Below are 25,060 nucleotides of genomic sequence, written 5' to 3'. Positions count from 1 at the left end.
CGCGATCACTTGATGATCACGTTGTAGGTGGCGCTGATCGTCTCGCCGGGCAGCAGTTCGCCCACGACGTGGCTGCTTTCGGCCGGCAGCATCGTTGCCCACGGAATGGTCAGCGTCGGGGTCGTGTAGACGGCGTTGATGAACTTGACGCCGCCCGGGAACGAAGCGCGCGTGCCGCCCGACAGTTCCAGCTTCACGTAGTTGCCGGCGCTGGTCGCCGCGCCCGCGCCCGTGGGCGCCGTCGTCGCCGCACAAGCAGGCGCGCTGGCGACGTTGGCGCCCGTGATCAGCTCCGTGTCGAACGTGACCTTCGTCGTGTCCAGCGTGTCGCTCAGGTTGGTCAGGATGGCCGAGACCGGGGCGGTGTTGGAGTTAGCGATCGAGACCGTGTACTGGATGTACGCACCCGGGATGCTCTTCGGGGCGTAGCCGGCGTCGATGGCGCCGCCAGCCGGATCGCACAGGGTCTTGAAGATCTTGGCGACCGTCAGCGCCGCAGTCTGGATGCGGTAGGCGCTGCGGGCGGAGTAGTCACCGCCACGCGCGGCGTCATCCGAACCGGCACCGTCCGCGAACACCGTGTCGACGACAGTGCTCGTGTTGGTGTTCGATTCCACCGCGATCGCGCCGCCGGCGGCGATGTAAGCCACCGCCTTGAGCGACACCACCGATGCGTCGGTATTCACGAGCGCAACGCCGCCTGCCTTGGTCGTCGGGATCGTGCACGAGGCATACACCGTCGACGTGCCGTCGGGCGCGACGTTGGTGATGCGGTACGTGTTCGCCAGCGGGCCCACGGGCAGCGGCGCGTTGGCCGTGTCGGTGATCGTGCAGCTGCTTGCGTCGAACGAGTCCGTGTAGGTGGTGCCGCCGCCGCCGCCCAGGAGCACGGTGCCGGACGTGGCGACCTGCGTGGTGGACAGGACGATGTCCTGCGTGCTGTTGCCGCTGTTCGTCACGACGAACGTCAGGGTGTGCGTGCCACCAGGGACCGCGCTCACCGCCGTGTTGTTGTTCGTGGTCACGAGCAGGTTGATCTTGTTGTCGACCTTGAAGGTGGTCGGCGTGCAGGTGCTGGTGTTGTTGCCGCCAGGCGCCGAGCAGATCGACGACTGCGCCGTGCCGCCGACGGAGTACGTCAGGGTGGCGGAGTTGTTGATGTCGGTGCCGGCGGCTGTGCCCGCAGCCTGCGCCGAAGCGAGGAAGCCCGCCGCCATCAGGAGCGCGGCTCCTGTGCGGACGAGCGTTTGACGAAAGGAAGTCATTTCAGGTGGTCCTGTTGCATCGTTGATTGGTGAAAGAAAGCTCGAGGGAAGGAGATGTGCGAACGCTGCCTCGCAGGCGGCGCACCCTGGGTGGGATCGCGTGGGGGGCCACAGCCGCCTTTGCGGAACGGGGCGATGGCGGCAGCGCCGCGCGAGGTACCGAGCGCTTGCACGGCGGTCTTCAGTTGACCGTCACGCGGAAGCCGACGCTGGACTCCTTGCCCGGGGCGAGTTCGCCGCGGTAGGTCCAGCGCACGTGGGTGAACTCGGAGAGGCCGGCCGCGCGCTCCTTGCCGTCGGCGCCACGCACCTTGACCTTGTCGGCCGGCGCGTAGGTCTTGCCGCCGTCCGCCGAGAACGCGACGTCGGTGTTGTCGCCGAACGCGCTGCCGCCCACCAGCGTGGTGCTGGCCGGGATCGGGTTGTTGATCACGATGTTGCCGGCGGGCTTGGCGCCGACGTTCTTGAACGTCGAGGTGTAGATCACCTCGGTGCCCGGCGCGGCCTTCTGCGCCGGCATGCGCTTCTTCTCCACCTTGCCGTCGGTGGCCTTGGTGGTGGTTTCGATTTCCGCGACGTTGCGCAGCTCGATCGAGCCGGGCTTGGCCGCGGTGCCCTGGGCGTGCGCCATGCCGGCGCACGCGACCGCGAGGGCCAGGCAGGTGGTGGTGATGAGGCTTCGCATGGGAGCTCCTTTGGGGGTTGGTTCGGTCAATTGACCGTGGCTTTGAACTCGATCGCGCGCGTCTGCGGCGCGGTCAGGGAAGGAAGCACGGTGCGGACCGTGCCGGCGGAGAAACTGCTGTCGTCGCCATCGGCGCCATCGGTGCGCGCGATGCCGTCGACGGTGATGCTTCCTGGGACGAAGGTGAGCGTCGCCGGGAGCGGGTCGGCCACGACGATGTTGTTCGCGGTGCCGTTGCCGGTCGCGGTGACCTGCAGGCGGTACGTGAGCACGGCGCCGGTCATCACGCGCTGGCCGCCGGCGGGATCGGCGATCGCGACCACCGACTTGCCGATGCCGACAGCGACGACGGACACCAGGTAGATGCCCGGCGCGGCGGAGAAGGCGCCATTGGCCCCGACGATGCTGGCGATTCCGTTCTGCACGCCCACCTGCGTGCCCGGCGGCGTGCCGGGAGGAACCTGGCTCGAACGCGCTTGCAGCGAAGCGCGCGCCATGGCGCCGGTGGTGAACCCGGGCGGAATGTTGCTGGCCAGGTAGGCGATGCGGCTCGCGTCCGCGGCGAGGACCGGGTCGTTGGTGCCGGGGAGGTAGGGGATGTCGGCGTTCGGACCGGTGGCCTGGAACCCGGGCTGCGCGCCGCTTTCGAGCCAGATCGCGCCGGCGGGCGCGTCGAGCGGGTCGAACTGGTCGCCCGCCAGCGCGTTGTCGCGCCAGAGCGCGAACGTGTCGGTGCCGTTGCCCGTGTTGGTGACGGCGAAGGTCAGGGGCCGGATCGCGTCCGGCGAATTCACCGGCGCCGGCGTGCTGTCCTGCCAGGTGGTGCGCACCGACAGCACGCGGGCGACGACCACGGGGATCGCGCTCGCGAACTGGGTCGCCGGCGTTCCGTTGTAGGTGTAGGAGATGACGGCGGTGTTCGGGATCTGCGTCCCGGCCGGCGTGCCTGCGGCCCAGGCGTGGCTAGCCAGCAGGGCCAGCACTGCGAATGCCAGCCTTGTCGCCAGCCCAGCCAGCCCCCGCGCGGCAACCGCCGTCGCCGAATCCGTCGACACTGTTCAGCCCCCGAATCATCTCGTTCCCGCCTCTTGGCGGGTCCCTGCACGACGACGAACTCGGTGAGCTGACCCTGGGGAGGGCGAAAACTACTACGGTCGCGTTACGGCAGAGGCAGTAAACCATCTCGCTACGGCCGGGCTCAGGAAATGAATACCAAACTCCGCCATAGCGTCATGCGAACGTGTGCCCACCACGGAACTGTTGCTTGGCGCGGACGCCCCAAGGATCGGCTCTTGTTACGGATGTGCTACATCTGATACAGATGGTAACTTCTACGACTGCCCCGTAGCTGACCTAGGGTTACCACTCATCGCGGGGGTCTGGCCGTTGAGCGGGCCGATAGCGCGTGGTCCGACAACGTCGGGGGGTTGAAACCGACACGGGATGCCCTATCATTAGCACTCGCAGGAGTTGAGTGCTAGCAGATGAGCTGGCGCGCCTCCCCAGCTACCCGGGCGCTCCAGAGTGGGCGCCCTTTGTTGTCCACCCGCCTTAGCAAGACCAAGGAGATGCAATGAAGCTTCGTCCCCTGCACGATCGCGTGATCGTCAAGCGCCTCGAGAACGAAACCAAGACGGCGTCCGGGATCGTCATCCCCGACAACGCCGCCGAGAAGCCGGACCAGGGCGAAGTCCTGGCCGTCGGCCCGGGCAAGCGCAACGAGAAGAACGGCGACTTCATCGCCCTGAACATCAAGGTCGGTGACCGCGTCCTCTTCGGCAAGTACAGCGGCCAGACCGTCAAGGTCGATGGCGACGAGCTCCTCGTCATGAAGGAAGACGACCTGTTCGCGGTCGTCGAGAAGTAAATCAACCTCCTTTCACACTGAATCCGGAGTCAAGACATGGCAGCAAAAGACGTTGTTTTCGGCGGTGACGCACGCGCCCGCATGGTCGAGGGCGTGAACATCCTGGCCAACGCCGTCAAGGTGACCCTGGGCCCGAAGGGCCGCAACGTGGTCCTCGAGCGCTCGTTCGGCGCCCCCACCGTCACCAAGGACGGTGTCTCGGTCGCCAAGGAGATCGAGCTCAAGGACAAGCTCATGAACATGGGCGCCCAGATGGTCAAGGAAGTCGCTTCCAAGACCAGCGACAACGCCGGTGACGGCACCACCACCGCGACGGTGCTGGCGCAAGCGATCATCCGCGAGGGCATGAAGTACGTGGCCGCGGGCATGAACCCGATGGACCTGAAGCGCGGCATCGACAAGGCGGTGATCGCCCTGACCGAGCAGCTGAAGAAGGCGTCCAAGCCGACCACGACCTCCAAGGAGATCGCCCAGGTCGGTTCGATCTCGGCCAACAGCGACGAGTCGATCGGCAAGATCATCGCCGACGCGATGGACAAGGTCGGCAAGGAAGGCGTCATCACCGTCGAAGACGGCAAGTCGCTCGACAACGAGCTGGACGTCGTCGAAGGCATGCAGTTCGACCGCGGCTACCTGTCGCCCTACTTCATCAACAACCCGGAAAAGCAATCCGCGCTGCTGGACAACCCCTTCGTGCTCCTGTACGACAAGAAGGTGTCGAGCATCCGTGACCTGCTCCCCGTGCTGGAGCAGGTTGCCAAGGCTTCGCGTCCGCTGCTGATCATCGCGGAAGAAGTCGAAGGCGAAGCGCTGGCGACCCTGGTGGTCAACACCATCCGCGGCATCCTGAAGGTCGTCGCCGTCAAGGCGCCCGGCTTCGGTGACCGTCGCAAGGCCATGCTGGAAGACATCGCCATCCTGACCGGCGGCAAGGTGATTTCGGAAGAAGTCGGCCTGACGCTCGAGAAGGTGACGCTGGCCGACCTGGGCCAGGCCAAGCGCATCGAAGTGGGCAAGGAAAACACCACCATCATCGACGGCGCCGGCGCCGCTGCCGACATCGAAGCGCGCGTCAAGCAGATCCGCGTGCAGATCGAGGAAGCGACCAGCGACTACGACCGCGAGAAGCTGCAAGAGCGCGTGGCCAAGCTGGCCGGCGGCGTTGCGGTGATCAAGGTCGGTGCCGCGACCGAAGTCGAGATGAAGGAGAAGAAGGCCCGCGTGGAAGACGCGCTGCACGCCACCCGTGCGGCCGTCGAGGAAGGCATCGTCGCCGGCGGCGGCGTGGCCCTCCTGCGCGCCAAGCAGGCAGCCGGCGAGATCAAGGGTGCCAACCCCGACCAGGACGCCGGCATCAAGCTGGTGCTCAAGGCCATCGAGGCGCCCCTGCGCGAGATCGTCGGCAACGCCGGTGGCGAGCCCAGCGTGGTGATCAACGCCGTGCTGAACGGCAAGGGCAACTACGGCTTCAACGCCGCCAACGACACCTACGGCGACATGATCGAGATGGGCATCCTGGATCCCACCAAGGTCACGCGCACTGCGCTGCAGAACGCCGCGTCCGTCGCGTCGCTGATGCTGACGACCGAAGCCATGGTCGCCGAGGCGCCGAAGGAAGAAGCTCCGGCCGCCGGCGGTGGCATGGGCGGCATGGGTGGCATGGGCGGCATGGACATGTAAGGTCCGCCGCGCACCGGGAGCTTCGGCTCCCAGCCGCGCAAAGCAAAAAGGCCGGGAGCGATCCCGGCCTTTTTTTTTCGTGCTGCGTCAGCGATGACGCAGGTGCTGCACCAAGGCGGCGGTCGACGCATCGAGGCCCGCCACGTCACCGGTGGCGAGGCGTGGCGCGAGGTCCTTCGCCAGCACCTTGCCGAGTTCGACGCCCCACTGGTCGAAGCTGTTGATGCCCCAGATCGCGCCGGCGGTGAATACGCGGTGCTCGTACATCGCGACCAGCGCGCCGAAGGTGCGCGGGTCGAGCCGGTCCAGCAGCAGCATCGTGCTCGGCCGGTTGCCCGGGAAGTGCTTGTGGCCGCCCGGGTCCTGCTTGCCTTGCATCAGCGCCTGCGCCTGCGCGAGCACGTTGGCCAGCAGCTGGTCGTGGTGCCCTTCGAGCGTGTGCGCCGCCTTGCGCACCGCGATGAATTCCACCGGAATCACGTCCGTGCCCTGGTGCAGCATCTGGAAGTACGCGTGCTGCCCGTTGGTGCCGGGTTCGCCCCACACCACCGGCGAGGTGCCGTACGGCACTTCGCGGCCGTCGCGATCGACGCGCTTGCCGTTGCTCTCCATCTCCAGCTGCTGCAGGTACGCAGGCAGGCGCCGCAAGGCACTGTGGTACGGCGCGACGCTGCGGCTGGTGAAGCGGTGGAAGTCCCGGTACCAGATGTCGAGCAACGCGAGCCGCACCGGCAGGTTGCGCTCCAAGGGCGCCATGCGGAAGTGCTCGTCCATCGCGTGCGCGCCGGCGAGCAGGTCGCGAAAGCGATCGGCACCGATCGCGATCGCGATCGGCAGCCCGATGGCGGACCACATCGAATAGCGGCCCCCGACCCAGTCCCAGAACCCGAACGTGCGGTCGATGCCGAATTCCTTCGCGGCGGCGACGTTGGTCGTGAGGGCGGCGAAGTGGCGCGCGACGTCCTTGCCGCCATTGGCGGTGAACCACTGTCGCGCCGAACGGGCGTTGGTCATCGTCTCGAGCGTGGTGAACGTCTTCGACGCGACCAGGAACAGCGTGTTCTGCGGCTCCAGGTGGCGCAGCACGGCGGCAAGTTCGTGGCCGTCGATGTTGGAGACGAAGTGGAACCGCTTGCCGGGAACGGCGAATTCGTCGAGCGCGATGGTCGCCATCTGCGGTCCGAGGTCGGAGCCACCGATGCCGATGTTGACGACGTCGGTGATCGCCGCGTCGTTGCGCACCGAGTCTGCGTAGGCCAGCATGGCATCAAGCGTCCCGTGCACCTGCGCGAGCTCGGCCGCGGGTCCCTTCGCGCCGCGCGGGGCACGCAGCAGCACGTGCAGCACGGAGCGGCCCTCGGTCGCATTGACCTTCTCGCCCGCGAACATCGCGTCGCGCTGCGCTTCCAGGCCGCAGTCGCGCGCGAGTTGCAGCAGCAGGTCTTCGACCTGCGCATCGACGAGATTCTTCGAGAGGTCGGCATGCACGCCCCCGGCGTCGAGCGTGAAGCGCTCCACGCGCGACGGATCGTCACGCAGCGCAGCGCGGACGTCGAACGACGAACCGTGCGCCTCGAAGGCTTGCCGCAAGGATTGCCAGGCAGGAGTGGCGTCGCAACGACGCGGAGTGCTGGCCATGCTCACGCCTCCTTCATCAGCTTCTCGAGCTTGACGGCGTCGGCGACGAACGCGCGGATGCCTTCCGCGAGCTTCTCGGTCGCCATCGCATCCTCGTTGAGCGCGAAGCGGAAGCCGGCCTCGTCGTAATTCACCGGCTCGATGGTCGCGGCCTTCGCTTCCTGCGGATCGAGCGCACGCTCCACCCCCGCATCGCTCGTGGCCAGTTGCGCCAGCAGCTCGGGGCTGATGGTGAGCAGGTCGCAGCCGGCAAGCGCCAGCACCTGCCCCGTGTTGCGGAAGCTCGCGCCCATCACCTCGGTCTGGATGCCGAAGTGCTTGTAGTAGCGGTAGATCTGCCGCACCGACTTCACGCCGGGATCGTTGGGGCCGGCGTTCGCCGCTTCGTCCCACGAGGAACCGGCCGACTTCTTGTACCAGTCGTAGATGCGGCCCACGAACGGCGAGATCAGCTGCACCTTCGCCTGCCCGCAGGCGATCGCCTGGCAGAACGAGAACAGCAGCGTGAGGTTGGTGTGGATGCCCCGGCGCTCCAGCTGCTCGGCGGCCTGGATGCCTTCCCACGTCGCCGCCACCTTGATCAGCACGCGATCGACGGGCACGCCGGCGCCTTGGTACATCTCGACGATGCGTTCGGCTCGCGTGACGCTGGCGTTGGTGTCGAAGCTCAGCCGGGCGTCGACTTCGGTCGACACGCGGCCCGGGATGATCGACAGGATCTCGGTCCCGAAGCGCACCAGCAGCCGGTCCATCGCTTCGTCGATCGGCTTGCCGCGGCACTGCGCCATCACCTCCTTGAGCAAGGGTGCGTAGTCGGGCTTCTGCACCGCCTTGAGGATGAGCGAGGGATTGGTGGTCGCGTCCTGCGGCTGGAATTGCGCGAGCTGGCGGAAGTCCCCCGTGTCCGCCACCACCGTCGTGTGGCGCTTGAGCGCCTCGAGTTGGTTCATGCGGCAATTATGGGCGGCGCACCTGCTCATCCGCAGTGGGCCGACAGGGCCATCCGGGCGCCGCTAAAGTACGCGGTCCTTCCCGCAAGGCACCCATGAGTTTCGACCTCGTCCTCTTCGGCGGCACCGGCGACCTGGCCTGGCGCAAGCTGATGCCGGCCCTGTTCCAGGCCTTCCGCCACGGCACCCTGCCGGCCGAGGGCCGCATCCTCGGCATCGCGCGCGACAACTTGTCCGACGACGCGTTCCGCCAGCTGATCCACCAGCGATTCGAGCAGGTGGACCTCGCCAAGCGCCCGAGCCCGGAGGAGTTCGACCGCTTCGCGCAGCTGCTGCAGTTCCAGCGCCTGGACCTGTCCAAGCCCGGTGACTACGAGCAACTCAAGAAGCGGCTGGGAGAGCGCAGCGCGGACGTCGTCGTGATGTACCTCGCCACCGCGCCGAACCTGTTCACCACGGTGTGCGAGCAGCTCGCAGCGGCCGGCCTGAACACGCCGGCCACGCGCATCGTGCTGGAGAAGCCGCTCGGGCACGACCTGCAATCGAATCGTTCGATCAACGAGACGGTGCGGCGCGGCTTCGACGAGACGCAGATCTTCCGCATCGACCATTACCTGGGCAAGCCGGCGGTGCAGAACCTGTTCGCGCTGCGCTTCGGCAATGCGCTGTTCGAGCCGCTGTGGCGGCGGGAAAACATCGCCAACATCCAGATCAGCATCGGCGAGGACCTGGGCGTCGAGAAGCGCGGCTCGTTCTACGACAGCACCGGCGCGTTGCGCGACATGGTGCAGAACCACGCCCTGCAGCTCCTTTGTGCGATGGCGATGGAGCCGCCGATCAGCGCCGACGCTGACGCGATCCGCGACGAGAAGCTGAAGGTGCTGCGTTCGCTGCGTCCCTGGACGCCGGAAGCCATCAACCAGTTCGCCGTCCGCGGCCAGTACGGGCCCGGCACCGTCGGTGGCGAGCAAGTGCCCGGCTACCGCCAGGAACCCGGCGTCTCGCCCGAAAGCACCACCGAGACCTTCGTCGCCCTGCGCGCCGTGATCGCCAACTGGCGCTGGGCCGGCGTGCCGTTCTACATCCGCACCGGCAAGCGGCTCGCGGCGCGCGACGCGCACATCGTCGTCAACTTCCGCGCCGCGCCGCACGCGATCTTCCGCACGCCATTGGGCGCGGCCAACCGCCTCGTGATCAGCCTGCAGCCGCGCGACGGCCTGCAGCTGCACCTGCTGGCGCAGGGACAGGAGACGCGGCGCGGCGCGCAGTCGCTGGCGCCCGTGCACCTGGACCTGGACTTCGATCGCCGCTTCGGGTCCGAGCGTGTCGGCGCGTACGAGCGCCTGCTGCTCGACGTGCTCGACGGCCGCCTGAACCTCTTCGTGCGCGCCGACGAACAGGAAGCGGCCTGGCGGTGGGTGGAGCCGTTGCTGGATGCCTGGCAGGGCAACGATGCGGACCTGCGCACCTACGCCGCCGGCAGTTGGGGGCCCAGCGCGTCCAGCGCCATGATCGCGCGCGACGGCTTCTACTGGAGCGAAGAGCAGTAGCGCGGGCGCGCTAGATCCGGCCTTCTTCGACCGCGTGGCAAGCGACGCGGACGCCGCCGATGGACAGCAGGGCCGGCCGCTCGACGCGGCAGCGATCGTTGGCGTGCGGGCAGCGCGGGTTGAACGCGCAGCCGGCCGGCGGGTTCAGCGGATTGGGCACCTCACCTTGCACCGGCGTGCGCGCGCGGCCCGTCTGGTGCATCTTCGGGATCGCGTCGAGCAGCATGCGCGTGTACGGATGCCGCGGGTCGCCGAACAGCTGGTGCTTGCCGGCGAGTTCGACGATGCGGCCCAGGTACATCACGCCGACCTGGTCGCTCACATGCCGCACGACGGCCAGGTTGTGCGAGATGAACAGGTAGGTGAGGCCCTGCCGGCGCTGCAGGTCCTTCATGATGTTCAGCACCTGCGCCTGCACGCTCACGTCCAGTGCGCTCGTGGGTTCGTCGGCGACCAGGAACTCCGGGTGCGTGGCCAGCGCGCGCGCGATCGAGATGCGCTGCCGCTGGCCACCGGAGAACTGGTGCGCGTACTTGGCCATGTCCGCGGGCGACAGTCCAACGTCCTGCAGCAGCTGGCCGACGCGCTCGCGCAACGCATCGCCAGACGCGAGGCCGTGTTCGCGCAGCGGCTCGGCGACGATGTCCTCCACCTTCCAGCGCGGGTTGAGGCTCGCGTACGGGTCCTGGAAGATCATCTGGATGCGCCGGCGCAGCTGCCGCGACTCGCGCCCGCGGTACGCGGCATGCAGCGGCATGCCGTCGAACTGCGCATCGCCGCGGCTCGGCTCGTACAGGCCGACCAGCAGGCGGGCGACCGTGCTCTTGCCGCAGCCCGACTCCCCCACCAGCGCCAGTGTCTGGCCGCGCTCGATGTCGAAGCTCACGCCGTCCACCGCGTGCAGCAACTGGCGCGGCTTGCGCTCGAGGACGCGGTTGAGCCAGGGCGGAGAGACGTCGAACGTCTTCGCCAGGTCGCGCACCTGCAGCAGCGGCACGGTGTCACTCATGCGGATGCCCCGCCGTGCGCGTCGTGCAGCCAGCACGCGGCGCGAGTCGCGCCGGCCTGCAGGAGCTCGGGCCGTTCGCGGTGGCACCGGTCGAACGCGCGCGGGCAGCGCGGGTGGTAGGCGCAACCCGGCGGGATGGCGGTCAGTCGCGGCATCGCGCCGTCGATCTGCGCCAGCCGCTCGCGATCGCTGTCCATGTCGGGAATCGATGCCATCAGGCCCATCGTGTACGGATGCGCCGGCTGGTGGATCACTTCGTGCACCGGACCGATCTCGGCAATGCGGCCCGCATACATGACGGCGACGCGGTCGCACGTCTCGGCGATGACGCCCATGTCGTGCGTGATCAGCATGACCGCCGCCCCGCGATCACGGCACACGCGCTGCAGCAGCTGGATGATCTGCGCCTGGATCGACACGTCGAGCGCCGTCGTCGGTTCGTCGGCGACGATCAGCTTCGGCTCGGCCGCCAGTGCCAGGGCGATGACGACGCGCTGGCGCATGCCGCCGGAGAACTGGTGCGGGAAGTGGTCGATGCGTTGCGCCGCGGCGGGGATGCCGGTGTCCTCGAGCAGCTGGATGGCGCGGCGCCGCGCTTCGGCCGCATTCACTGGCAGATGCGCCTGGATCGTCTCGACCAGCTGCCGCCCGATGCTGTACAGCGGATTCAGCGAGGTGAGCGGGTCCTGGAAGATGGCGCCGATCTTGCGGCCGCGGACATGCCGCATGCGTGCGGGCGGCAGGTCGTCGATGCGCTGGCCTTCCAGCAGGACTTGTCCACTGGCAATGCGCCCCGGCGGTTCCAGCAGGCCGATGATCGATGCGCCGGTCAGGCTCTTGCCCGCACCCGACTCGCCCACGACGCCCAGGATCTCGCCCGGCGCGATCGAGAAGGACACCTGGTCGAGCGCGCGCACGGTGCCACGCCGCCCGGGAAATTCGACCACCAGGTCGCGCACTTCGAGGAGGGGTGCACCCGTCATTGCAGCCTCGGGTTGAGTGCGTCGCGCAACCAGTCGCCGAGCAGGTTCACGGACATGGCGACCAGCACGAGCATGAGGCCGGGGAAGAAGAAGATCCACCACTCGCCGGAGCCGAGGTAGTCGCTGCCGACCCGGATCAAGGTGCCGAGCGACGGCTGCGTGGGCGGCACGCCGACGCCGAGGAAGGACAGCGTCGCCTCGGTAATGATGGCCGTGGCCACCTGGATGGTGGCCAGCACGAGGACGGGGCCCGTGACGTTGGGCAGCACGTGCCGCCACATGATACGCATCGGGGCGACGCCGGTGACGCGGGCGGCCTGCACGTATTCCTTGCCGCGTTCGACCATGGTCGAGCCGCGGACCGTGCGGGCGTACTGCACCCAGCCCGTCATCGAGATCGAGAGGATCAGCACGCCGAAGGCCACCGTGTTCGGCGCGTTGGGAAAGAGCGCGCGGCCGACGCCTGCGATCAGCAGCGCCACCAGGATCGCCGGGAAGCTGAGCATGACGTCGCACAGGCGCATGAGAAAGCCATCGACCCAGCCGCCGACGAAGCCGGCCAGCAGTCCGACCGCGACGCCGACGACCATCGACAGCAGCACGGACACGAGGCCGACGGCCAGCGAGATGCGCGCGCCGAACATGAGCACCGAGAGGATGTCGCGGCCCTGGTCGTCGGTTCCCAGCAAGTACCTGGCGGAGCCTTCCGGCGACCAGGCGGGCGGCAGCCGGGCGTCCGACAGCACCAGCGTCGTCAGATCGAACGGGTTGTGCGGCGCGACCCAGTTGGCGAAGGTGGCGCAGAACACGCACCCGAACGCGATCACCGCCGCGACCATGGCGACGGGGGAAGTGCGGAAGCTGTAGCCGATGTCGCTGTCGAACCAGCGAGCGAGCGTGCGTTTCATCAGGAGGGTGAAGCGCCGCGGGGGCCGGAGCCCCGCGCGGCGGGATCAGCGGCTTACTTCTTGACGGTGATCCACTTGTAGTCGAGGTAGTTGTCGCCGCGCTGGACAACGGTGACCTTCTTGTTCACGCCCCAGGCCAGCGACTGCTGGTGCAGCGGGATGTGCCCGATGTCGTCCTGGTGGATCTGGAACGCCTGGCGGATCATCGCCGTGCGCTTGGCCTTGTCCGTCTCGGACTGCACCGCGCGGGTGATCTTGTCGAACTCCTGGTTGCAGTACGTGCCCAGGTTGAACTGCCCCGCGCCCTTGTCGTCGGGGCACGCCATGATGGCGTTCATCGTGTTGTGCGCGTCGTAGGTGGTGGGGGTCCAGCCCAGCAGGTAGAAGCTGGTGTCGCGGCGCAGGATCTTCGGGAAGTACGTGCCCTTGGTCTCCGCGGCCAGGTTGATCTTCACGCCGATGCGCGACAGGTTCTGCGCCACCGCCTGGCAGATGCGCGCGTCGTTGACGTAGCGGTCGTTCGGGCAGTTCATCGTGACCTCGAAGCCTTGCGGATAGCCGGCGTCGGCCATCAGCTTCTTGGCTGCATCCGGGTCGTACGGCAGCCGCTTGTTCTGGTCCTGGGCGAAGCCGTTGACGCCGGGGCCCACCATGAGGGCGGTGGGCAGCGACGCGTTGCGCATCACGGTCTTCTTGATGCCTTCGATGTCGATGGCCTGGTAGAAGGCCTGGCGCACGCGCTTGTCCTTGAACGGGTTCTTGCCCTTGACGCTGGAGTACAGCAGCTCGTCGCGCTTCTGGTCCATGCCCAGGAAGATCGTGCGCAGTTCCGGGGCCACCAGCGCCTTGGCACCGGCCGAGGCATTCACGCGGTCGATGTCCTGCACCGGCACCGGCTCCATGACGTCGATCTCGCCCGACAGCAAGGCGGCGACGCGGGTCGCGTCATTGCCGATCGGCGTGAACACGACTTCCTGCACGTTGCCTTCGATCTTCCCCCAGTAGTTGCCGTTGCGCACGAATGTCGTGCGCACGTTCGGCTGGCGCTCGCGCAGGCGGTACGGGCCGGTGCCGTTGGCGCGGAACGAGGCGGCGTTCTCGATGCCCTTGCGGCGGTCCACGGGCTTGGTGGCCTGGTTCTCCTCGCACCACTTCTTGCTCATGATGTAGGTGCTGGTGAGCTGCTCGGGCAGGATCGGGAACGGCGCCTTCGTCTCGATGTCGATGACGAAGTCGTTGACCTTGCGCACTTCCTTGATGTCGTTGGTGTTGGACTTCATGTCCGACCCGTCGACCTGCGTGCGCGCCAGCGAGAACAGCACGTCGTCCGCCGTGAACGGCTTGCCGTCGTGGAACTGCACGTTCTTGCGCAGCTCGAAGCGCCACACCGTCGGCGAGACCTGCTTCCACGACGTCGCGAGCGCCGGCGCCAGCGTCAGGTCCTTGTTGCGGCCCACGAGCCCTTCGTACACGTTGCTGGTGACGCTCAGCTGCACGGTTTCGTTCAGCGAATGGGGATCCATCGACAGCGCGTCACCCTGGTTGGCGATGCGCACCGTCTGCGCACCGGCGCCGGCGGTGAACGCCAGCAGGATGGCGGCTTGGATCAGGCTCTTCTTGTAAGTCGTCATGGTCGCTCCAGAGTGGAAGGGTCGCGGGTCACGCCGCCGCGAGCGGCATGGCTTGCTCGATGAGGCCCGCGTGCAGCGCGGAGCCGAGAGGGAGGATGTCATCGTTGAAGTCGTAGCGGCTGTTGTGCAGCATGCAGCTGCCCTCGCCACCCTGCCCGATGCGCAGGTACGCGCCCGGCTTGACCTGCAGCATGAACGAGAAGTCTTCCGCCCCCATGCTCGGTTCGAGGTCGCGCACGACGTGGTCGGGACCCACCAGCGATTCGGCGACATCGGCGGCGAACGCAGCCTCGTTGGCGCTGTTGCGGGTGGCGGGGTAGACGCGTTCGTACTTCACGGTGGCCGTGGCGCCAAAGCCGAGGGCGACGGCGGTGCACAGCTCGGTGAGACGCGTCTCGACCAGCTCCTGCACGTCGGACGTGAACGTGCGAACGGTGCCCACCAAGACCGCCTTGCCCGGAATGACGCTCATCGCGTGCACGTCGCCGGCCTGCATCGCGCACAGGCTCACGACTGCGCCGTCGACGGGACGCACGTTGCGCGACACGATGGACTGCGAGGCCGTGATGATGTGCGCCGCCACGAGCACCGGGTCGACGGCGAGGTACGGGTGCGCGCCGTGGCCGCCTTTGCCGGTGACCTCGATGGTGACCTTGTCGGCCGCCGCCATCATCGGCCCGGGGTTGAGGCCAATGGTGCCCGGCTTCAGTCCGGGCCAGTTGTGCATCGCGTACACGGCCTCGACCGGGAAGCGGTCGAACAGGCCGTCCTCGATCATGGCCTTCGCGCCGGCGAAGCCCTCTTCGCCCGGCTGGAAGATCAGCACCGCGGTGCCGTCGAAGTTGCGCGTTTCGGCCAGGTAGCGCGCGGCACCCACCAGCATGGCGGTGTGGCCGTCGTGCCCGCATCCGTGCATCAGTCCGGGTTTGGCGGAGCGCCACGCGAACTCGTTGGTCTCCGACATCGTGAGCGCGTCCATGTCCGCGCGCAGCCCCACCATGCGCCCGCTCGCGGTGCTGCGGCCCTTGATGACGCCAACCACGCCCGTCTTGCCGATCGCGGCATGGATCTCGTCGACGCCACACGCCTTCAGCGCCTCGGTCACGCGACGGGCCGTGTAGACCTCCTCGAATCCGATCTCCGGATGCGCGTGCAGGTCGCGGCGGAACGCCGTGAGCTCCGGATGGAAGCGCGCGATGTGCGCGAAGGGGCGTCCGTTGGCCTTCAGGCGGCCGTTGCCGACGGCGGCGAGCATCAGTGCCCCCGGGCGCCGGACAGGCGCAGGCGCGGATCGACCGCCAGGTACAGCAGGTCGACCACGAGGTTGATGACGACGAAGATCAGCGAAATGAGGCACAGGTACGCGGCCATGATCGGGATGTCCGCGAACTTCACCGCATCGATGAACAGCAGCCCCATGCCCGGCCACTGGAACACCTGCTCGGTGATGATGGCGAAGGCGATCAGGCCGCCCAGCTGCAGGCCGGTGATCGTCATCACCGGCACCAGCGTGTTCTTCAGCGCGTGGCCGAAGTGGATGGCGCGGTCGGACAGCCCGCGCGCGCGCGCGAACTTGATGTAGTCGGTGCGCAGCACTTCCAGCATCTCCGAACGGACCAGCCGCATCACAAGCGTCAACTGGAAGATCGCCAGCGTGAGCGCGGGGAGCACCAGGTGCATCCAGCCATCGCGCGTGAGGAAGCCGGTGGTCCACCAGCCGAGCTGCATCGTCTCGCCGCGGCCGAAACTCGGGAACCAGCCGAGCATCACGGCAAACACCAGGATCAGCAGGATGCCGATCAGGAAGGTCGGCAGCGAGACGCCGAGCAGCGACAGCATCATGAACGCCTGGCTGAGGAAGGTGCCGCGGCGCAGGGCCGCATAGACACCCATCGGGATGCCGATCGCCAGGGCCAGCACCGCGGCGACGAGCGCCAGTTCGAACGTCGCCGGGAACCGTTCCGCGAGCAGGCGGGACACCTTGGCGCCCTGGCGCAGGCTCAGGCCGAATTCACCCTGCACGGCATTCACGAGGAAGTGCCCGAACTGCACGAAGAAGGGTTGGTCGAGCCCGAGGTCCGCGCGCAACTGGCGGATCTGGTCGGGACGCGCGTCCTGGCCCAGCAGGAACACGACGGGATCACCGACGTACTGGAACAGCAGGAACGCGATGAACGCCACCGCGACCATGACGATCACGGCCTGCAGCAGGCGTCGAAGGATGAAGGCGAGCATCGCGGCGGTGAACTCGGGCCATGCTAGCAGAGCAAGCCACGGGCCACCCCCGGGGAAACAACGGAGGACCGAGGCTCAGCGCGGGGCGCTCGTGGTCACGCGCACCGGCCCGTACCACGCCTTCGTGGCGGACCGCGTGTTGTCGCTGTCCGTCATGATCGCGATGCCGACGAGAGCACCGGGCGCTTCGCCGAAGGCTCGTTCGAAGTCCGCACGGATGTCGCGCTCGTAATCGAGCCACTGGTTCAGCCGTCCCGGTCCGGACTCGAGCACCATCTTGCGGATGCGATCGGTGCGCGGGCTGGTCACCACCGTGCCCGGCGGACGCTTGTTGCACCACACGTACATGAGGGTCGCGTACGGCATCTCCTCGCCGGTGACGGCGCGCATCAATTCGGAGAGCATGGCGTCGCGCGCGGAAAACCTGGACCGGTCGCCCTCGAACGCGAGGATCACGCGCACCGGCGAGTCGTCCGAATCCTTGCGACCGACGTCCGCGTCCGCGATCAGTTGCGGCACCTTCCAGGAAAAGCGGAGGCGATCGAGATCCGCCGGGTCGATGCGCACGCGATGGCGCAGCACGCTTGCCGCGGAGTCGGACTTCGCCAGGAGCGCCTCGCGGCCGTCCTCGCGGCCGGGTGCAAAGAGCACCGCCGCCTTGCCTGGCAGCCGCTGGTGCACCCATTGCGCATCGGGTTCGGCTTCGGCACCTGAACCCAGTCGTGATGCCTGCCCCCATGCCGATTCCGTCCAGGAGCTCGGCTCCCGCGGGGTCGTGGCGCACCCGGCCACCAACAGCGCGATCAACGCGGCAGGCAGAGGAAGGCGAAAGCGGGCGGGCAACAGCGTCATCGAACTTCGGGTTCCATAAAAAAAGCCGCCCGAAGGCGGCTTTCAAGTTTCTTTTGTTGGCAGGCCGGTTGCCCGGCCGCTGTCATCAGAAGCTGTGGCGGATGCCCAGGTCGTAACCCGTGGACGAACCGTTCAGCACCGGGGAGCCGGCGCCGCCGGTGACCGGCTGGGAAGCGAAGCCGGCCACGCCGTTGCTGTTGCTCACGCGAGCGTACGTCGTGTAGATCGCCGTGCGCTTGGACAGGTTGTGCACGTAGCCCAGGGCGTACTTGCGAGCGCGCGGGTCGGTGCCGCTGGTCGGGATGTCCGTGGTGTACTGCGCCACGGAAGCCTTGATCAGGCCAGCGCCCACCGGCATCGTCGCACCGATCATGTAGCCACGGCCTTCGAAGGAACCGACGGCGGAGTTCATGCTGTCGCGCGACACGACGCCCATCAGCTTGGCGACGCCGAAGTCGAACGAACCACCCAGGTTGGTCTGGCGGATGTTGCCCAGGACCTGGCCGGTGGCCGGCGTGGCGAGCGCCGATGCCGTCGCAGCAGCGACCGGCACGGTGCCGTACGTCGTGCGCGACGTCGCGATCGCCACGTTGAACGGGCCAGCGGCGTAACCGAGGCGCAGGCCCCAGCCGTTGCCGTCGCCGCTGTTCGCAGCCGTCGACACGTTCTCGCCACGGTAGTACTGCGCCTGGCCGTAGATGCCACCCAGGTTGCTGGGCAGCAGGTAGCCGATGGAGTTCGAAGCGCGGACCGAGGTCGGGTTCAGGGACACCGAGCTCAGCAGCAGCTGCGCGCCGACACCCACGGTGCCGTACGGGTCGAACACGTTCAGGTTGTAGAACTGCGGGGTGTAGTCACGGCCGAGGCGGATCTCACCGAAACCACCAGCCAGCGACACCGTCGAACGACGGTTGAACATCAGGCCTTGCTGGCCAGGACGCACGCCGGACGCGGCAACGGTGCGAGCCGTCGTGGAGGTCGGGTCGAGGGCGACGGGAGCCAGGAACTGGTTGTTGGCGCTGCCAGCTTGGCCGGTGCCGTCGTCGTTGTTGACGCCGGCTTCGAGCCAGAACTGGGCGGACATGCCACCACCCAGGTCTTCCACGCCGCGGAAGCCCAGGCGGGAGCTGCTCTCACCGGAGTTGTGCAGGCGGGTCACCGCGCCGCCAGTGCCGTTGTCGATGCGCTGGATCGTGGCGTCGACGACACCGAAGATGGTGACGGAGGACTGAGCAGAGGCGGCGCCGGCAGCGGCCAGCACAGCCAGAGCAATCAGAGTCTTCTTCATTGCGAGTTTCTCCAAGGTTAAACAGAGGGCTCCGGTGCGATGGGCTCACGTCATGCAGGCACTCATGTGCTCCCGCCAGATCCCCGGGCCAACCTCCTTTTGGGAAGTTGTTGCTATTGCACCAGAGGGGCCGCCCGCGACGCAAAGTATTTAGGCGCGCAGGCAGCGATTCGTTGCACAAGGGCAACATGGCCCAATGGATGAGTGGAACCTGCGCAACAGGCCATTTTTCGATGGCGACGGCCCCCGACCCACGATCGAAGGACGGCTCCCTACACTCCACGCATGGACCGTCTTCTCGGCGCCGCCGACAGCGCGCTTCGCACCCTTTTCGCACCGGCCCGCGCCACCCGCCCGGCGCCCGCGGCATCCGGGCCAGAGAAAGTGCTCACTCCCGTGGAGCGCCGCGAATCGGCTGCCCTGATGCGCGTCAACCATGTGGGCGAAATCTGCGCGCAGGCGCTATACACGGCGCAGGCCGCCGCGACCCGTGACGAAGCGCTGCGCCGCCACTTCGAACACGCCGCTCGCGAGGAGACGGATCACCTGGCCTGGACACGGGTTCGGCTCGACGACCTGCAGTCGCGCCCTTCGCTGCTCAATCCCGTCTGGTACGCGGGCGCGTTCGCGCTCGGGCTGGTGGCCGGACGGCTCGGAGACCGGGTCAGCCTGGGGTTCGTCGTCGAGACGGAACGCCAGGTGGAAGCCCACCTGGATGGGCACCTCGAGCGGCTGCCCGCAGCGGACGGCACGTCGCGCGCGATCGTCATCCAGATGAAGGCGGACGAGGCGTCGCACGCAGCTGCCGCGTTGGCTCGCGGAGGCGCTGAGTTGCCCGGCGTGGTGAAGTCGCTGATGCGCGCCGCCGCCAAGGTGATGACGACGACCGCGCACTACGTCTGATTCAGGCTTCGCGCACCTCGAAACTGGTCGTGATCTCGGCCGTGCGCGCCAGCATCGCCGTGGCCGAGCAGTACTTTTCATGGCTCATCGCCACGGCCCGCTCCACCGCCGGCGCGGGAACGCCCTTCCCGGTCACGGTGAAGTGCATGTGGATCTTCGTGAAGACCTTCGGGTCCTCGCCGGCCCGGTCGGCTTCCAGCTTGACGGTGCAACCGGTGACCGCGTGTCGTCCGCGCTTGAGGATCAGCACGACGTCGTAGGCGGTGCAGCCGCCGGTGCCGGCGAGAACCGTTTCCATGGGCCGCGGCGCCTGGTTGCGCCCGCCGTTCTCGGGGCGCGCCTCGTCCACCGCGCCGTCCATTGTGAGCACATGCCCACTTCCCGTTTCGGCCACGAATCCCATGGCGGAGCGGGTCCCGGCGGCGCCGGTCCAGCTGACGGTGCATTCCATCGCAAGGTCCTTTCCTGTCCTGCTTGCTGCATTGCAACAAGCAGGCGTTATACTGGCGGCAAGCATAGCGACGACGCTGTGCCCCGCTTGTCTCCTCCACCTCTCGTTTGGTGGATTCGGCCTCCGGCCCGCAAGGACCGGGGGCCTTTTTCCATCTGCGCGAGCGCGACCGTGCGGCGAGCGCCGCCTATGATTTCCCGACGATGACGAAGTCGCTGAAGCCCGCCGATTACCTCAAGAAGATCCTGACGGCCAAGGTCTACGACGTCGCCATCGAGTCGCCGCTGGAGCCCGCCAAGGCGCTCAGCCGCCGGCTGCACAACAAGGTGCTGCTCAAGCGCGAGGACCAGCAGCCCGTCTTCAGCTTCAAATTGCGCGGCGCCTACAACAAGATGGCGCACCTGTCCGCCGACGAGCTGCAGCGCGGCGTGATCTGCGCGTCCGCGGGCAACCACGCGCAGGGCGTCGCGATGGCGGCCCACCGGCTGGGCTCGCACGCCACCATCGTGATGCCCGTCACCACGCCGCACGTGAAGGTCGACGCGGTTCGCGCGCTCGGCGGCGAGGTCGTCCTGCATGGCGACAGCTACTCGGACGCGTACACGCACGCCGTCGAACTGCGCGACCAGGCCGGACTGACGTTCATCCATCCATTCGACGACCCCGAAGTGATTGCAGGCCAGGGGACCATCGCGATGGAGATCCTGCGGCAGCAGCAAGGGCCGCTGCATGCGGTGTTCGTCGCCGTCGGCGGCGGCGGCCTGATCTCGGGCGTGGCCAACTACATCAAGGCCGTGCGGCCCGACGTGAAGGTGATCGGCGTGCAGATGGCCGATTCCGACGCGATGCTGCAATCGGTGCGGGCGAAGAAGCGCGTGCAGCTGGCCGACGTCGGCCTGTTCTCGGACGGCACGGCGGTCAAGCTGGTCGGCGAGGAGACGTTCCGCGTCGCACGCGAGCTCGTCGACGACTTCATCACCGTGGACACCGACGCCGTGTGCGCGGCCATCAAGGACGTCTTCGCCGACACGCGCAGCATCGTCGAACCCGCGGGCGCGCTCGCCGTGGCGGCGATCAAGCAGTACGTCGCACAGCACAAGACACGTGGCGAGACCTACGCCGCCATCCTGTGCGGCGCGAACATGAACTTCGACCGCCTGCGCTTCGTCGCGGAACGGGCCGAGGTCGGCGAGGAACGCGAGGCGCTGTTCGCCGTCACCATCCCCGAGGAGCGCGGCAGCTTCCGTCGCTTCTGCGAACTGGTGGGCACCCTGCCCGGCGGGGCGCGCAACGTCACCGAATTCAACTACCGCATCAGCGACGCCAGGCAGGCGCACGTGTTCGTCGGCCTGACGACGCACGGCAAGGGCGAGTCGTCACGCATCGCATCGACGTTCACCCGCCACGGCTTCGAGGCCCTGGACCTCACGCACGACGAACTGGCCAAGGAACACGTACGGCACATGGTCGGCGGCCACTCGCCACTGGCGCACGACGAGCGCCTGCTGCGCATCGTGTTTCCCGAGCGGCCGGGCGCGTTGCTGCGCTTCCTCTCGCACATGCGGCCCAGCTGGAACATCTCGCTGTTCCACTACCGCAACCAGGGCGCGGACTATGGGCGCATCCTGGTGGGCATGCAGGTGCCGCACGCCGACGACGCGGCATTCCGGTCGTTCCTGGACACCCTCGGCTATCCGTACGTGGAAGAGACGAACAACCCCGTGTACCGGTTGTTCCTGCGCAGCTGAGCGCTCAGCGTTGCGCGGCGCCGGGCGCCGGCATCTCGAGCGTCGCGACTTCGGCGCCCCCATCCGCTTTGGCCAGCACCGCACGACGCGGCGCCACCGACTGCAGCACGATGCCTTCGTCGACCACCGCGCCGACGCGGTACGGCTTGGCGGGACGTCCTTCGACGATGATGAGCGCTGCGCCGTGGCGGCTGGCGTCCGACACGACGCCCACCAGCTGGTAGCGGGACGCAGCAGGCGCCGCCGCAACCGACGTCGCCCCTCCGGCGCCCTGGCCGAGCAAGCGCGCGATCGCCGCGGCGTCGGGCGCCGGCTGCCGGACCGCCACGGGCGGGGCCGCAGAGGCGCGCGAACTGCCACCCACTTTCAAGCCCCAGTACACCGCGCTGGCGGCGGCCGCAGCCCACAGCACGAACGTCGCCGCTCGCACGGTCCAGTTCGCGTCCCTCGTCGTTGCCATGCGGCCATTATCATTGATCGATTTCGCATGAATCACCCAATGCAACTCTTCAATTCCACACGCCGGCGCATGCAACGCGGCTTCACGCTCATCGAACTGATGGTGGTGCTGGTGATCATCGGCGTGCTGGCCGCGCTGATCGTGCCCAACGTCCTGGACCGCGCCGACGATGCGCGCGTGACCGCGGCGCGCACCGACGTCAACAACATCATGACGGCGCTGAAGTACTACAAGTTGGACAACCAGCGCTATCCGACGGCCGAACAGGGACTGCAGGCGCTCGTCACCCGCCCCGCCGCGGCGCCCGTGCCGCCGAACTGGAAGCCGTACCTCGAGAAGCTGCCGAACGACCCGTGGGGCCGGCCGTACCAATACCTCAGCCCCGGCGTGAAGGGCGAGGTCGACGTGATGTCGCTCGGCGCCGACGGCCAGCAGGGCGGCGAGGGCCGCAATGCCGATATCGGGTCCTGGCAATAGGCATCCCCGCGTCGTGATGCGCCTGCCGCTACAGCGCGGCTTCACCCTGATCGAGTTGCTGGTGGTGGTGGCGATCATCGCCTTCGCCACCGCCGGCGTGAGCTTCGCGCTGCGCGACACGGCGGCATCGCAACTCGAACGCGAGGCGCAGCGCCTGTCCGCGCTGTTCGAGTCGGCGCGCGCGCAGTCGCGCACGGCCGGCGTGGCCATCATCTGGCAACCGGCCGAAGGCGGCTTCCGCTTCCAGGGTGCGCGCGCCGGCACCTTGCCGGAGCAGTGGTTGAGCGACACGACGGTGCTGGTCCAGGGCGGCCCGGTCCTGCTCGGGCCCGAGCCGGTGATCCCGCGGCAAGCCGTCGTGCTCGGCTCCACGACCGCACCGGAGCGCACGCTGCGCGTGGAGACCGACGGCCTGCGGCCGTTCGCGGTCGCGAGCGACGGACAGCCATGACGCGCGCCCGCGGCTTCACGCTGATCGAGGTCCTCGTCGCGCTGGCGATCGTCGCGATCGCGCTCGCGGCCGGCATGCAGGCTACGCAATCGCTGGCGAACAACGCACAACGGCAGTCCGACGTGCTGCTGGCGCAGTTGTGCGCCGAGAACGAACTCGTGCGCGTGCGGCTCGCGCGCCAGATGCCGCCGGTGGGCGAGCAGCGCCTGGGTTGCCGCCAGGGCCAGCAGGACTTCGTGGTGGCGCTCACCGTCGCACCGACGCCGAACCCGAACTTCCGCCGCGTCGACGCCCAGGTCTTCGACGCCGCCAACCCGGTGCTGCGCGTGTCCACCATCGTGGGGCGGTACTGATGCGGCGCATTCGCGGCTTCACGCTGGTCGAACTGCTCGTGGCGCTGTTCGTGATGGCGCTTGTCGCCGTCCTCAGCTGGCGCGGGCTCGACGGCATGGTGCGCGCGCACGAAGGCATGCAGCAGCGGCAGGACCAGGTGCAGGCGCTCCAGGTCGGCATGGACCAGTGGAACGCCGACCTCGATGCGATGGTGGAGTTGCCGCAGTCCACCGCGATCGACTGGAACGGCCGCGTGCTGCGCCTGACCCGTGCGTCGCCGGGCGGGGGCACCGCGGGCGTCGTCGTGGTCGGGTGGGCGCGGCGCGTGGGCCCGGAGGGTTCACGCTGGACGCGGTGGGCGTCCCCCCCGGTGACCACGCGTGGCGACCTCGACGCGGCCTGGCGCCGCGCCGACGACTGGGCGGCCGGCAATTCCGTGGCCGGGACGGCGAGTGAAGTGGCCGTCGCCGGTCTCGCGGACTGGCAGGTCTTCTTCTTCCGGCGCGATGCGTGGACCAACCCGCAATCGAGCGATGCGACGCAGGTCACGCCCCCGGCCACTCCGGGATCCGGCCCCACCCCGCCCGTCGAGGCCGGATTGAAGAAGGGCGCAATCCCGGACGGCGTTCGCATCGTGCTCACGCTGGCCTCGCAGCAAGCCATCACCGGCGACCTCACGCGGGACTGGGTCAACCCGACGCGTGGCGGAGGCAGGTCATGAAACGCAACCAACGCGGGGCCGCGCTGCTCGTGGCGATGCTCACGGTGACGCTGGTCGCCACGTTCGCCGCGACCGCCATGTGGCAGCAGTGGCGCAACGCGGAGGTCGAGGACGCCGAGCGCACCCGCATCCAGGCCGGCTGGGTGCTGACCGGTGCGCTGGACTGGGCGCGCCTGATCCTGGGCGAGGACAGCACCACCATCGACCACCTCTCCGAGCCCTGGGCAGTTCCGCTCGAGGAGGCACGCCTGTCCACGTTCCTGGCCGCCGACCGGTCGGGCGGCGACATCACGGGCACCGACGCCGAAAACGTGTTCCTCTCGGGGACCATCAGCGACCAGCAGGCCTTGCTCAACCTTGGCAATCTGGTCGTCGGGGGCAGCGTCAACGAGGCGGGGATGCGCAGCTTCCAGCGCCTGTTCTCGCTGCTCGGCCTGCCGCAGTCGGACCTGAACCGGCTCGCCGAGAACCTGCGCTTCGCCAGCGACATCGCGACCGACAACCAGTCGGCGCCGCAGGCGCCGCTCGCGCCGCGCAAGGTCGACCAGCTCACGTGGCTCGGCATCTCCCAAGCGACGGTCAGCGCGCTGCAACCCTACGTGACGCTCTTGCCACGCACCACGCAGGTCAACATCAACACGGCCCCGCCCGAGGTGTTGTATGCGGTGATCGACTCATTCACGCTCGCCGACGCGCAGGAGCTGGTGGCCATGCGCTCGGCCACCCCGTTCCGTACCGGGACCGACATCCTGCGAAAGATCCCCAAGCTGCCGAGCGGTGCCCTGCTGGGCGTCAACTCGCAGTTCTTCGAGGTGCGCGGCCGGCTGCGGCTGGACCAGCTCGTGGTCGAGGAGCGCTCGCTGGTGCAGCGCGACGGTCCCCGCCAGGTGCGCACGCTCTGGCGCGAACGGACGCTTCCGCAGCTCGGCACGGCGACTCCGGCGACGAGCCGATGACCCACGGTTGGGTTTCGCG

General features: G+C 68.1%; 25 protein-coding genes. 10 read left to right on the top strand and 15 right to left on the bottom strand.

What is annotated here, in order from left to right:
* Positions 1–5: 5 nt before the first annotated feature.
* The 3 genes from I8E28_RS03425 to I8E28_RS03415 all read right to left on the bottom strand — a co-directional run bounded on the left by I8E28_RS03425 (position 6) and on the right by I8E28_RS03415 (position 2,933).
* The gene (locus I8E28_RS03425; protein WP_200786435.1) at positions 6–1,217 is read right to left on the bottom strand and encodes a hypothetical protein; all 1,212 of its coding nucleotides are present in this window, start codon (positions 1,215–1,217) and stop codon (positions 6–8) included.
* Between the two features lie 229 nt (positions 1,218–1,446).
* The gene (locus I8E28_RS03420; RefSeq protein WP_200786434.1) at positions 1,447–1,950 is read right to left on the bottom strand and encodes a DUF11 domain-containing protein; all 504 of its coding nucleotides are present in this window, start codon (positions 1,948–1,950) and stop codon (positions 1,447–1,449) included.
* Positions 1,951–1,976: 26 nt separating this feature from the next.
* The gene (locus I8E28_RS03415; RefSeq protein WP_200786433.1) at positions 1,977–2,933 is read right to left on the bottom strand and encodes a DUF11 domain-containing protein; all 957 of its coding nucleotides are present in this window, start codon (positions 2,931–2,933) and stop codon (positions 1,977–1,979) included.
* A 590-nt stretch (positions 2,934–3,523) separates the two neighbouring features.
* On the opposite strand from I8E28_RS03415, the gene I8E28_RS03410 reads away from it, so the two are divergent.
* Both I8E28_RS03410 and groL read left to right on the top strand, forming a co-directional pair.
* Positions 3,524–3,817, top strand: coding sequence for a co-chaperone GroES (locus tag I8E28_RS03410; RefSeq protein ID WP_200786432.1), 294 nt, complete (start codon positions 3,524–3,526; stop codon positions 3,815–3,817).
* Between the two features lie 36 nt (positions 3,818–3,853).
* On the top strand, positions 3,854–5,497 hold the full coding sequence (gene groL / locus I8E28_RS03405; RefSeq protein WP_200786431.1) for a chaperonin GroEL: 1,644 nt from the start codon (positions 3,854–3,856) through the stop codon (positions 5,495–5,497).
* Positions 5,498–5,584: 87 nt separating this feature from the next.
* Here the strand turns inward: groL and pgi are convergent, their stop codons facing one another.
* Both pgi and tal read right to left on the bottom strand, forming a co-directional pair.
* Positions 5,585–7,135, bottom strand: coding sequence for a glucose-6-phosphate isomerase (gene pgi / locus I8E28_RS03400; RefSeq protein ID WP_200786430.1), 1,551 nt, complete (start codon positions 7,133–7,135; stop codon positions 5,585–5,587).
* Between the two features lie 2 nt (positions 7,136–7,137).
* Positions 7,138–8,085, bottom strand: a complete 948-nt coding sequence (gene tal, locus I8E28_RS03395) for a transaldolase (protein WP_200786429.1) — start codon at positions 8,083–8,085, stop codon at positions 7,138–7,140.
* Positions 8,086–8,180: 95 nt separating this feature from the next.
* On the opposite strand from tal, the gene zwf reads away from it, so the two are divergent.
* On the top strand, positions 8,181–9,635 hold the full coding sequence (gene zwf / locus I8E28_RS03390) for a glucose-6-phosphate dehydrogenase (protein ID WP_200786428.1): 1,455 nt from the start codon (positions 8,181–8,183) through the stop codon (positions 9,633–9,635).
* A 10-nt stretch (positions 9,636–9,645) separates the two neighbouring features.
* Here the strand turns inward: zwf and I8E28_RS03385 are convergent, their stop codons facing one another.
* From I8E28_RS03385 to I8E28_RS03350, 8 genes are all read right to left on the bottom strand, one after another.
* A complete protein-coding gene (locus tag I8E28_RS03385; protein WP_200786427.1) occupies positions 9,646–10,644 on the bottom strand; it encodes an ABC transporter ATP-binding protein in 999 nt (332 codons plus the stop codon).
* Positions 10,641–11,627, bottom strand: coding sequence for an ABC transporter ATP-binding protein (locus I8E28_RS03380; protein ID WP_200786426.1), 987 nt, complete (start codon positions 11,625–11,627; stop codon positions 10,641–10,643). The genes I8E28_RS03385 and I8E28_RS03380 overlap by 4 nt, the downstream gene beginning before the upstream one ends.
* Positions 11,624–12,535, bottom strand: coding sequence for an ABC transporter permease (locus I8E28_RS03375; protein WP_200786425.1), 912 nt, complete (start codon positions 12,533–12,535; stop codon positions 11,624–11,626). Before I8E28_RS03375 ends, I8E28_RS03380 begins: the two co-directional genes overlap by 4 nt.
* Before the next feature lie 53 nt (positions 12,536–12,588).
* Positions 12,589–14,166 (bottom strand): ABC transporter substrate-binding protein, encoded by a 1,578-nt coding sequence (locus I8E28_RS03370; protein ID WP_200786424.1) that lies wholly within the window; start codon positions 14,164–14,166, stop codon positions 12,589–12,591.
* 28 nt (positions 14,167–14,194) lie between these two features.
* Complete coding sequence (locus tag I8E28_RS03365) at positions 14,195–15,421, bottom strand: M20 aminoacylase family protein (RefSeq protein WP_200786423.1); 1,227 nt, start codon at positions 15,419–15,421, stop codon at positions 14,195–14,197.
* The gene (locus I8E28_RS03360; RefSeq protein WP_200786422.1) at positions 15,421–16,401 is read right to left on the bottom strand and encodes an ABC transporter permease; all 981 of its coding nucleotides are present in this window, start codon (positions 16,399–16,401) and stop codon (positions 15,421–15,423) included. Before I8E28_RS03360 ends, I8E28_RS03365 begins: the two co-directional genes overlap by 1 nt.
* A gap of 75 nt (positions 16,402–16,476) precedes the next feature.
* Entirely contained in the window at positions 16,477–17,082 is a 606-nt protein-coding gene (locus tag I8E28_RS03355) for a DUF3047 domain-containing protein (RefSeq protein WP_420850201.1), read from the bottom strand.
* A gap of 256 nt (positions 17,083–17,338) precedes the next feature.
* On the bottom strand, positions 17,339–18,541 hold the full coding sequence (locus tag I8E28_RS03350; RefSeq protein ID WP_200786420.1) for a porin: 1,203 nt from the start codon (positions 18,539–18,541) through the stop codon (positions 17,339–17,341).
* Between the two features lie 285 nt (positions 18,542–18,826).
* Between I8E28_RS03350 and coq7 the strand changes: the two genes are divergently transcribed.
* The gene (gene coq7, locus I8E28_RS03345) at positions 18,827–19,444 is read left to right on the top strand and encodes a 2-polyprenyl-3-methyl-6-methoxy-1,4-benzoquinone monooxygenase (protein ID WP_200786419.1); all 618 of its coding nucleotides are present in this window, start codon (positions 18,827–18,829) and stop codon (positions 19,442–19,444) included.
* 1 nt (position 19,445) lies between these two features.
* Here the strand turns inward: coq7 and I8E28_RS03340 are convergent, their stop codons facing one another.
* Positions 19,446–19,895 (bottom strand): OsmC family protein, encoded by a 450-nt coding sequence (locus I8E28_RS03340; RefSeq protein WP_200786418.1) that lies wholly within the window; start codon positions 19,893–19,895, stop codon positions 19,446–19,448.
* Between the two features lie 203 nt (positions 19,896–20,098).
* Between I8E28_RS03340 and ilvA the strand changes: the two genes are divergently transcribed.
* On the top strand, positions 20,099–21,643 hold the full coding sequence (gene ilvA / locus I8E28_RS03335; protein ID WP_200786417.1) for a threonine ammonia-lyase, biosynthetic: 1,545 nt from the start codon (positions 20,099–20,101) through the stop codon (positions 21,641–21,643).
* Positions 21,644–21,647: 4 nt separating this feature from the next.
* Here ilvA and I8E28_RS03330 read toward each other — a convergent pair whose 3' ends face one another.
* Positions 21,648–22,103, bottom strand: coding sequence for a type II secretion system protein N (locus tag I8E28_RS03330; protein WP_200786416.1), 456 nt, complete (start codon positions 22,101–22,103; stop codon positions 21,648–21,650).
* 39 nt (positions 22,104–22,142) lie between these two features.
* Between I8E28_RS03330 and gspG the strand changes: the two genes are divergently transcribed.
* The 5 genes from gspG to gspK are packed head-to-tail and all read left to right on the top strand — an operon-like array spanning position 22,143 to position 25,041.
* The gene (gene gspG, locus I8E28_RS03325; protein WP_200786415.1) at positions 22,143–22,580 is read left to right on the top strand and encodes a type II secretion system major pseudopilin GspG; all 438 of its coding nucleotides are present in this window, start codon (positions 22,143–22,145) and stop codon (positions 22,578–22,580) included.
* Positions 22,581–22,596: 16 nt separating this feature from the next.
* Positions 22,597–23,031: a pilus assembly FimT family protein gene (locus I8E28_RS03320; RefSeq protein ID WP_200786414.1), complete on the top strand. Its 435-nt coding sequence runs from the start codon at positions 22,597–22,599 to the stop codon at positions 23,029–23,031.
* A complete protein-coding gene (gene gspI, locus I8E28_RS03315) occupies positions 23,028–23,384 on the top strand; it encodes a type II secretion system minor pseudopilin GspI (RefSeq protein WP_200786413.1) in 357 nt (118 codons plus the stop codon). Before I8E28_RS03320 ends, gspI begins: the two co-directional genes overlap by 4 nt.
* Positions 23,384–24,085 carry a PulJ/GspJ family protein gene (locus I8E28_RS03310; RefSeq protein ID WP_200786412.1) on the top strand — a complete coding sequence of 234 codons (702 nt, stop codon included), beginning with the start codon at positions 23,384–23,386 and terminating at the stop codon, positions 24,083–24,085. Before gspI ends, I8E28_RS03310 begins: the two co-directional genes overlap by 1 nt.
* Positions 24,082–25,041, top strand: coding sequence for a type II secretion system minor pseudopilin GspK (gene gspK / locus I8E28_RS03305; protein ID WP_200786411.1), 960 nt, complete (start codon positions 24,082–24,084; stop codon positions 25,039–25,041). Before I8E28_RS03310 ends, gspK begins: the two co-directional genes overlap by 4 nt.
* The last annotated feature ends 19 nt before the right edge of the window (positions 25,042–25,060 follow it).

The organism is Ramlibacter algicola (genome assembly GCF_016641735.1).
GTDB classification, from domain to species: Bacteria; Pseudomonadota; Gammaproteobacteria; order Burkholderiales; family Burkholderiaceae_C; genus Ramlibacter; species Ramlibacter algicola.
This window is presented reverse-complemented; position numbering and strand designations above follow the sequence as displayed.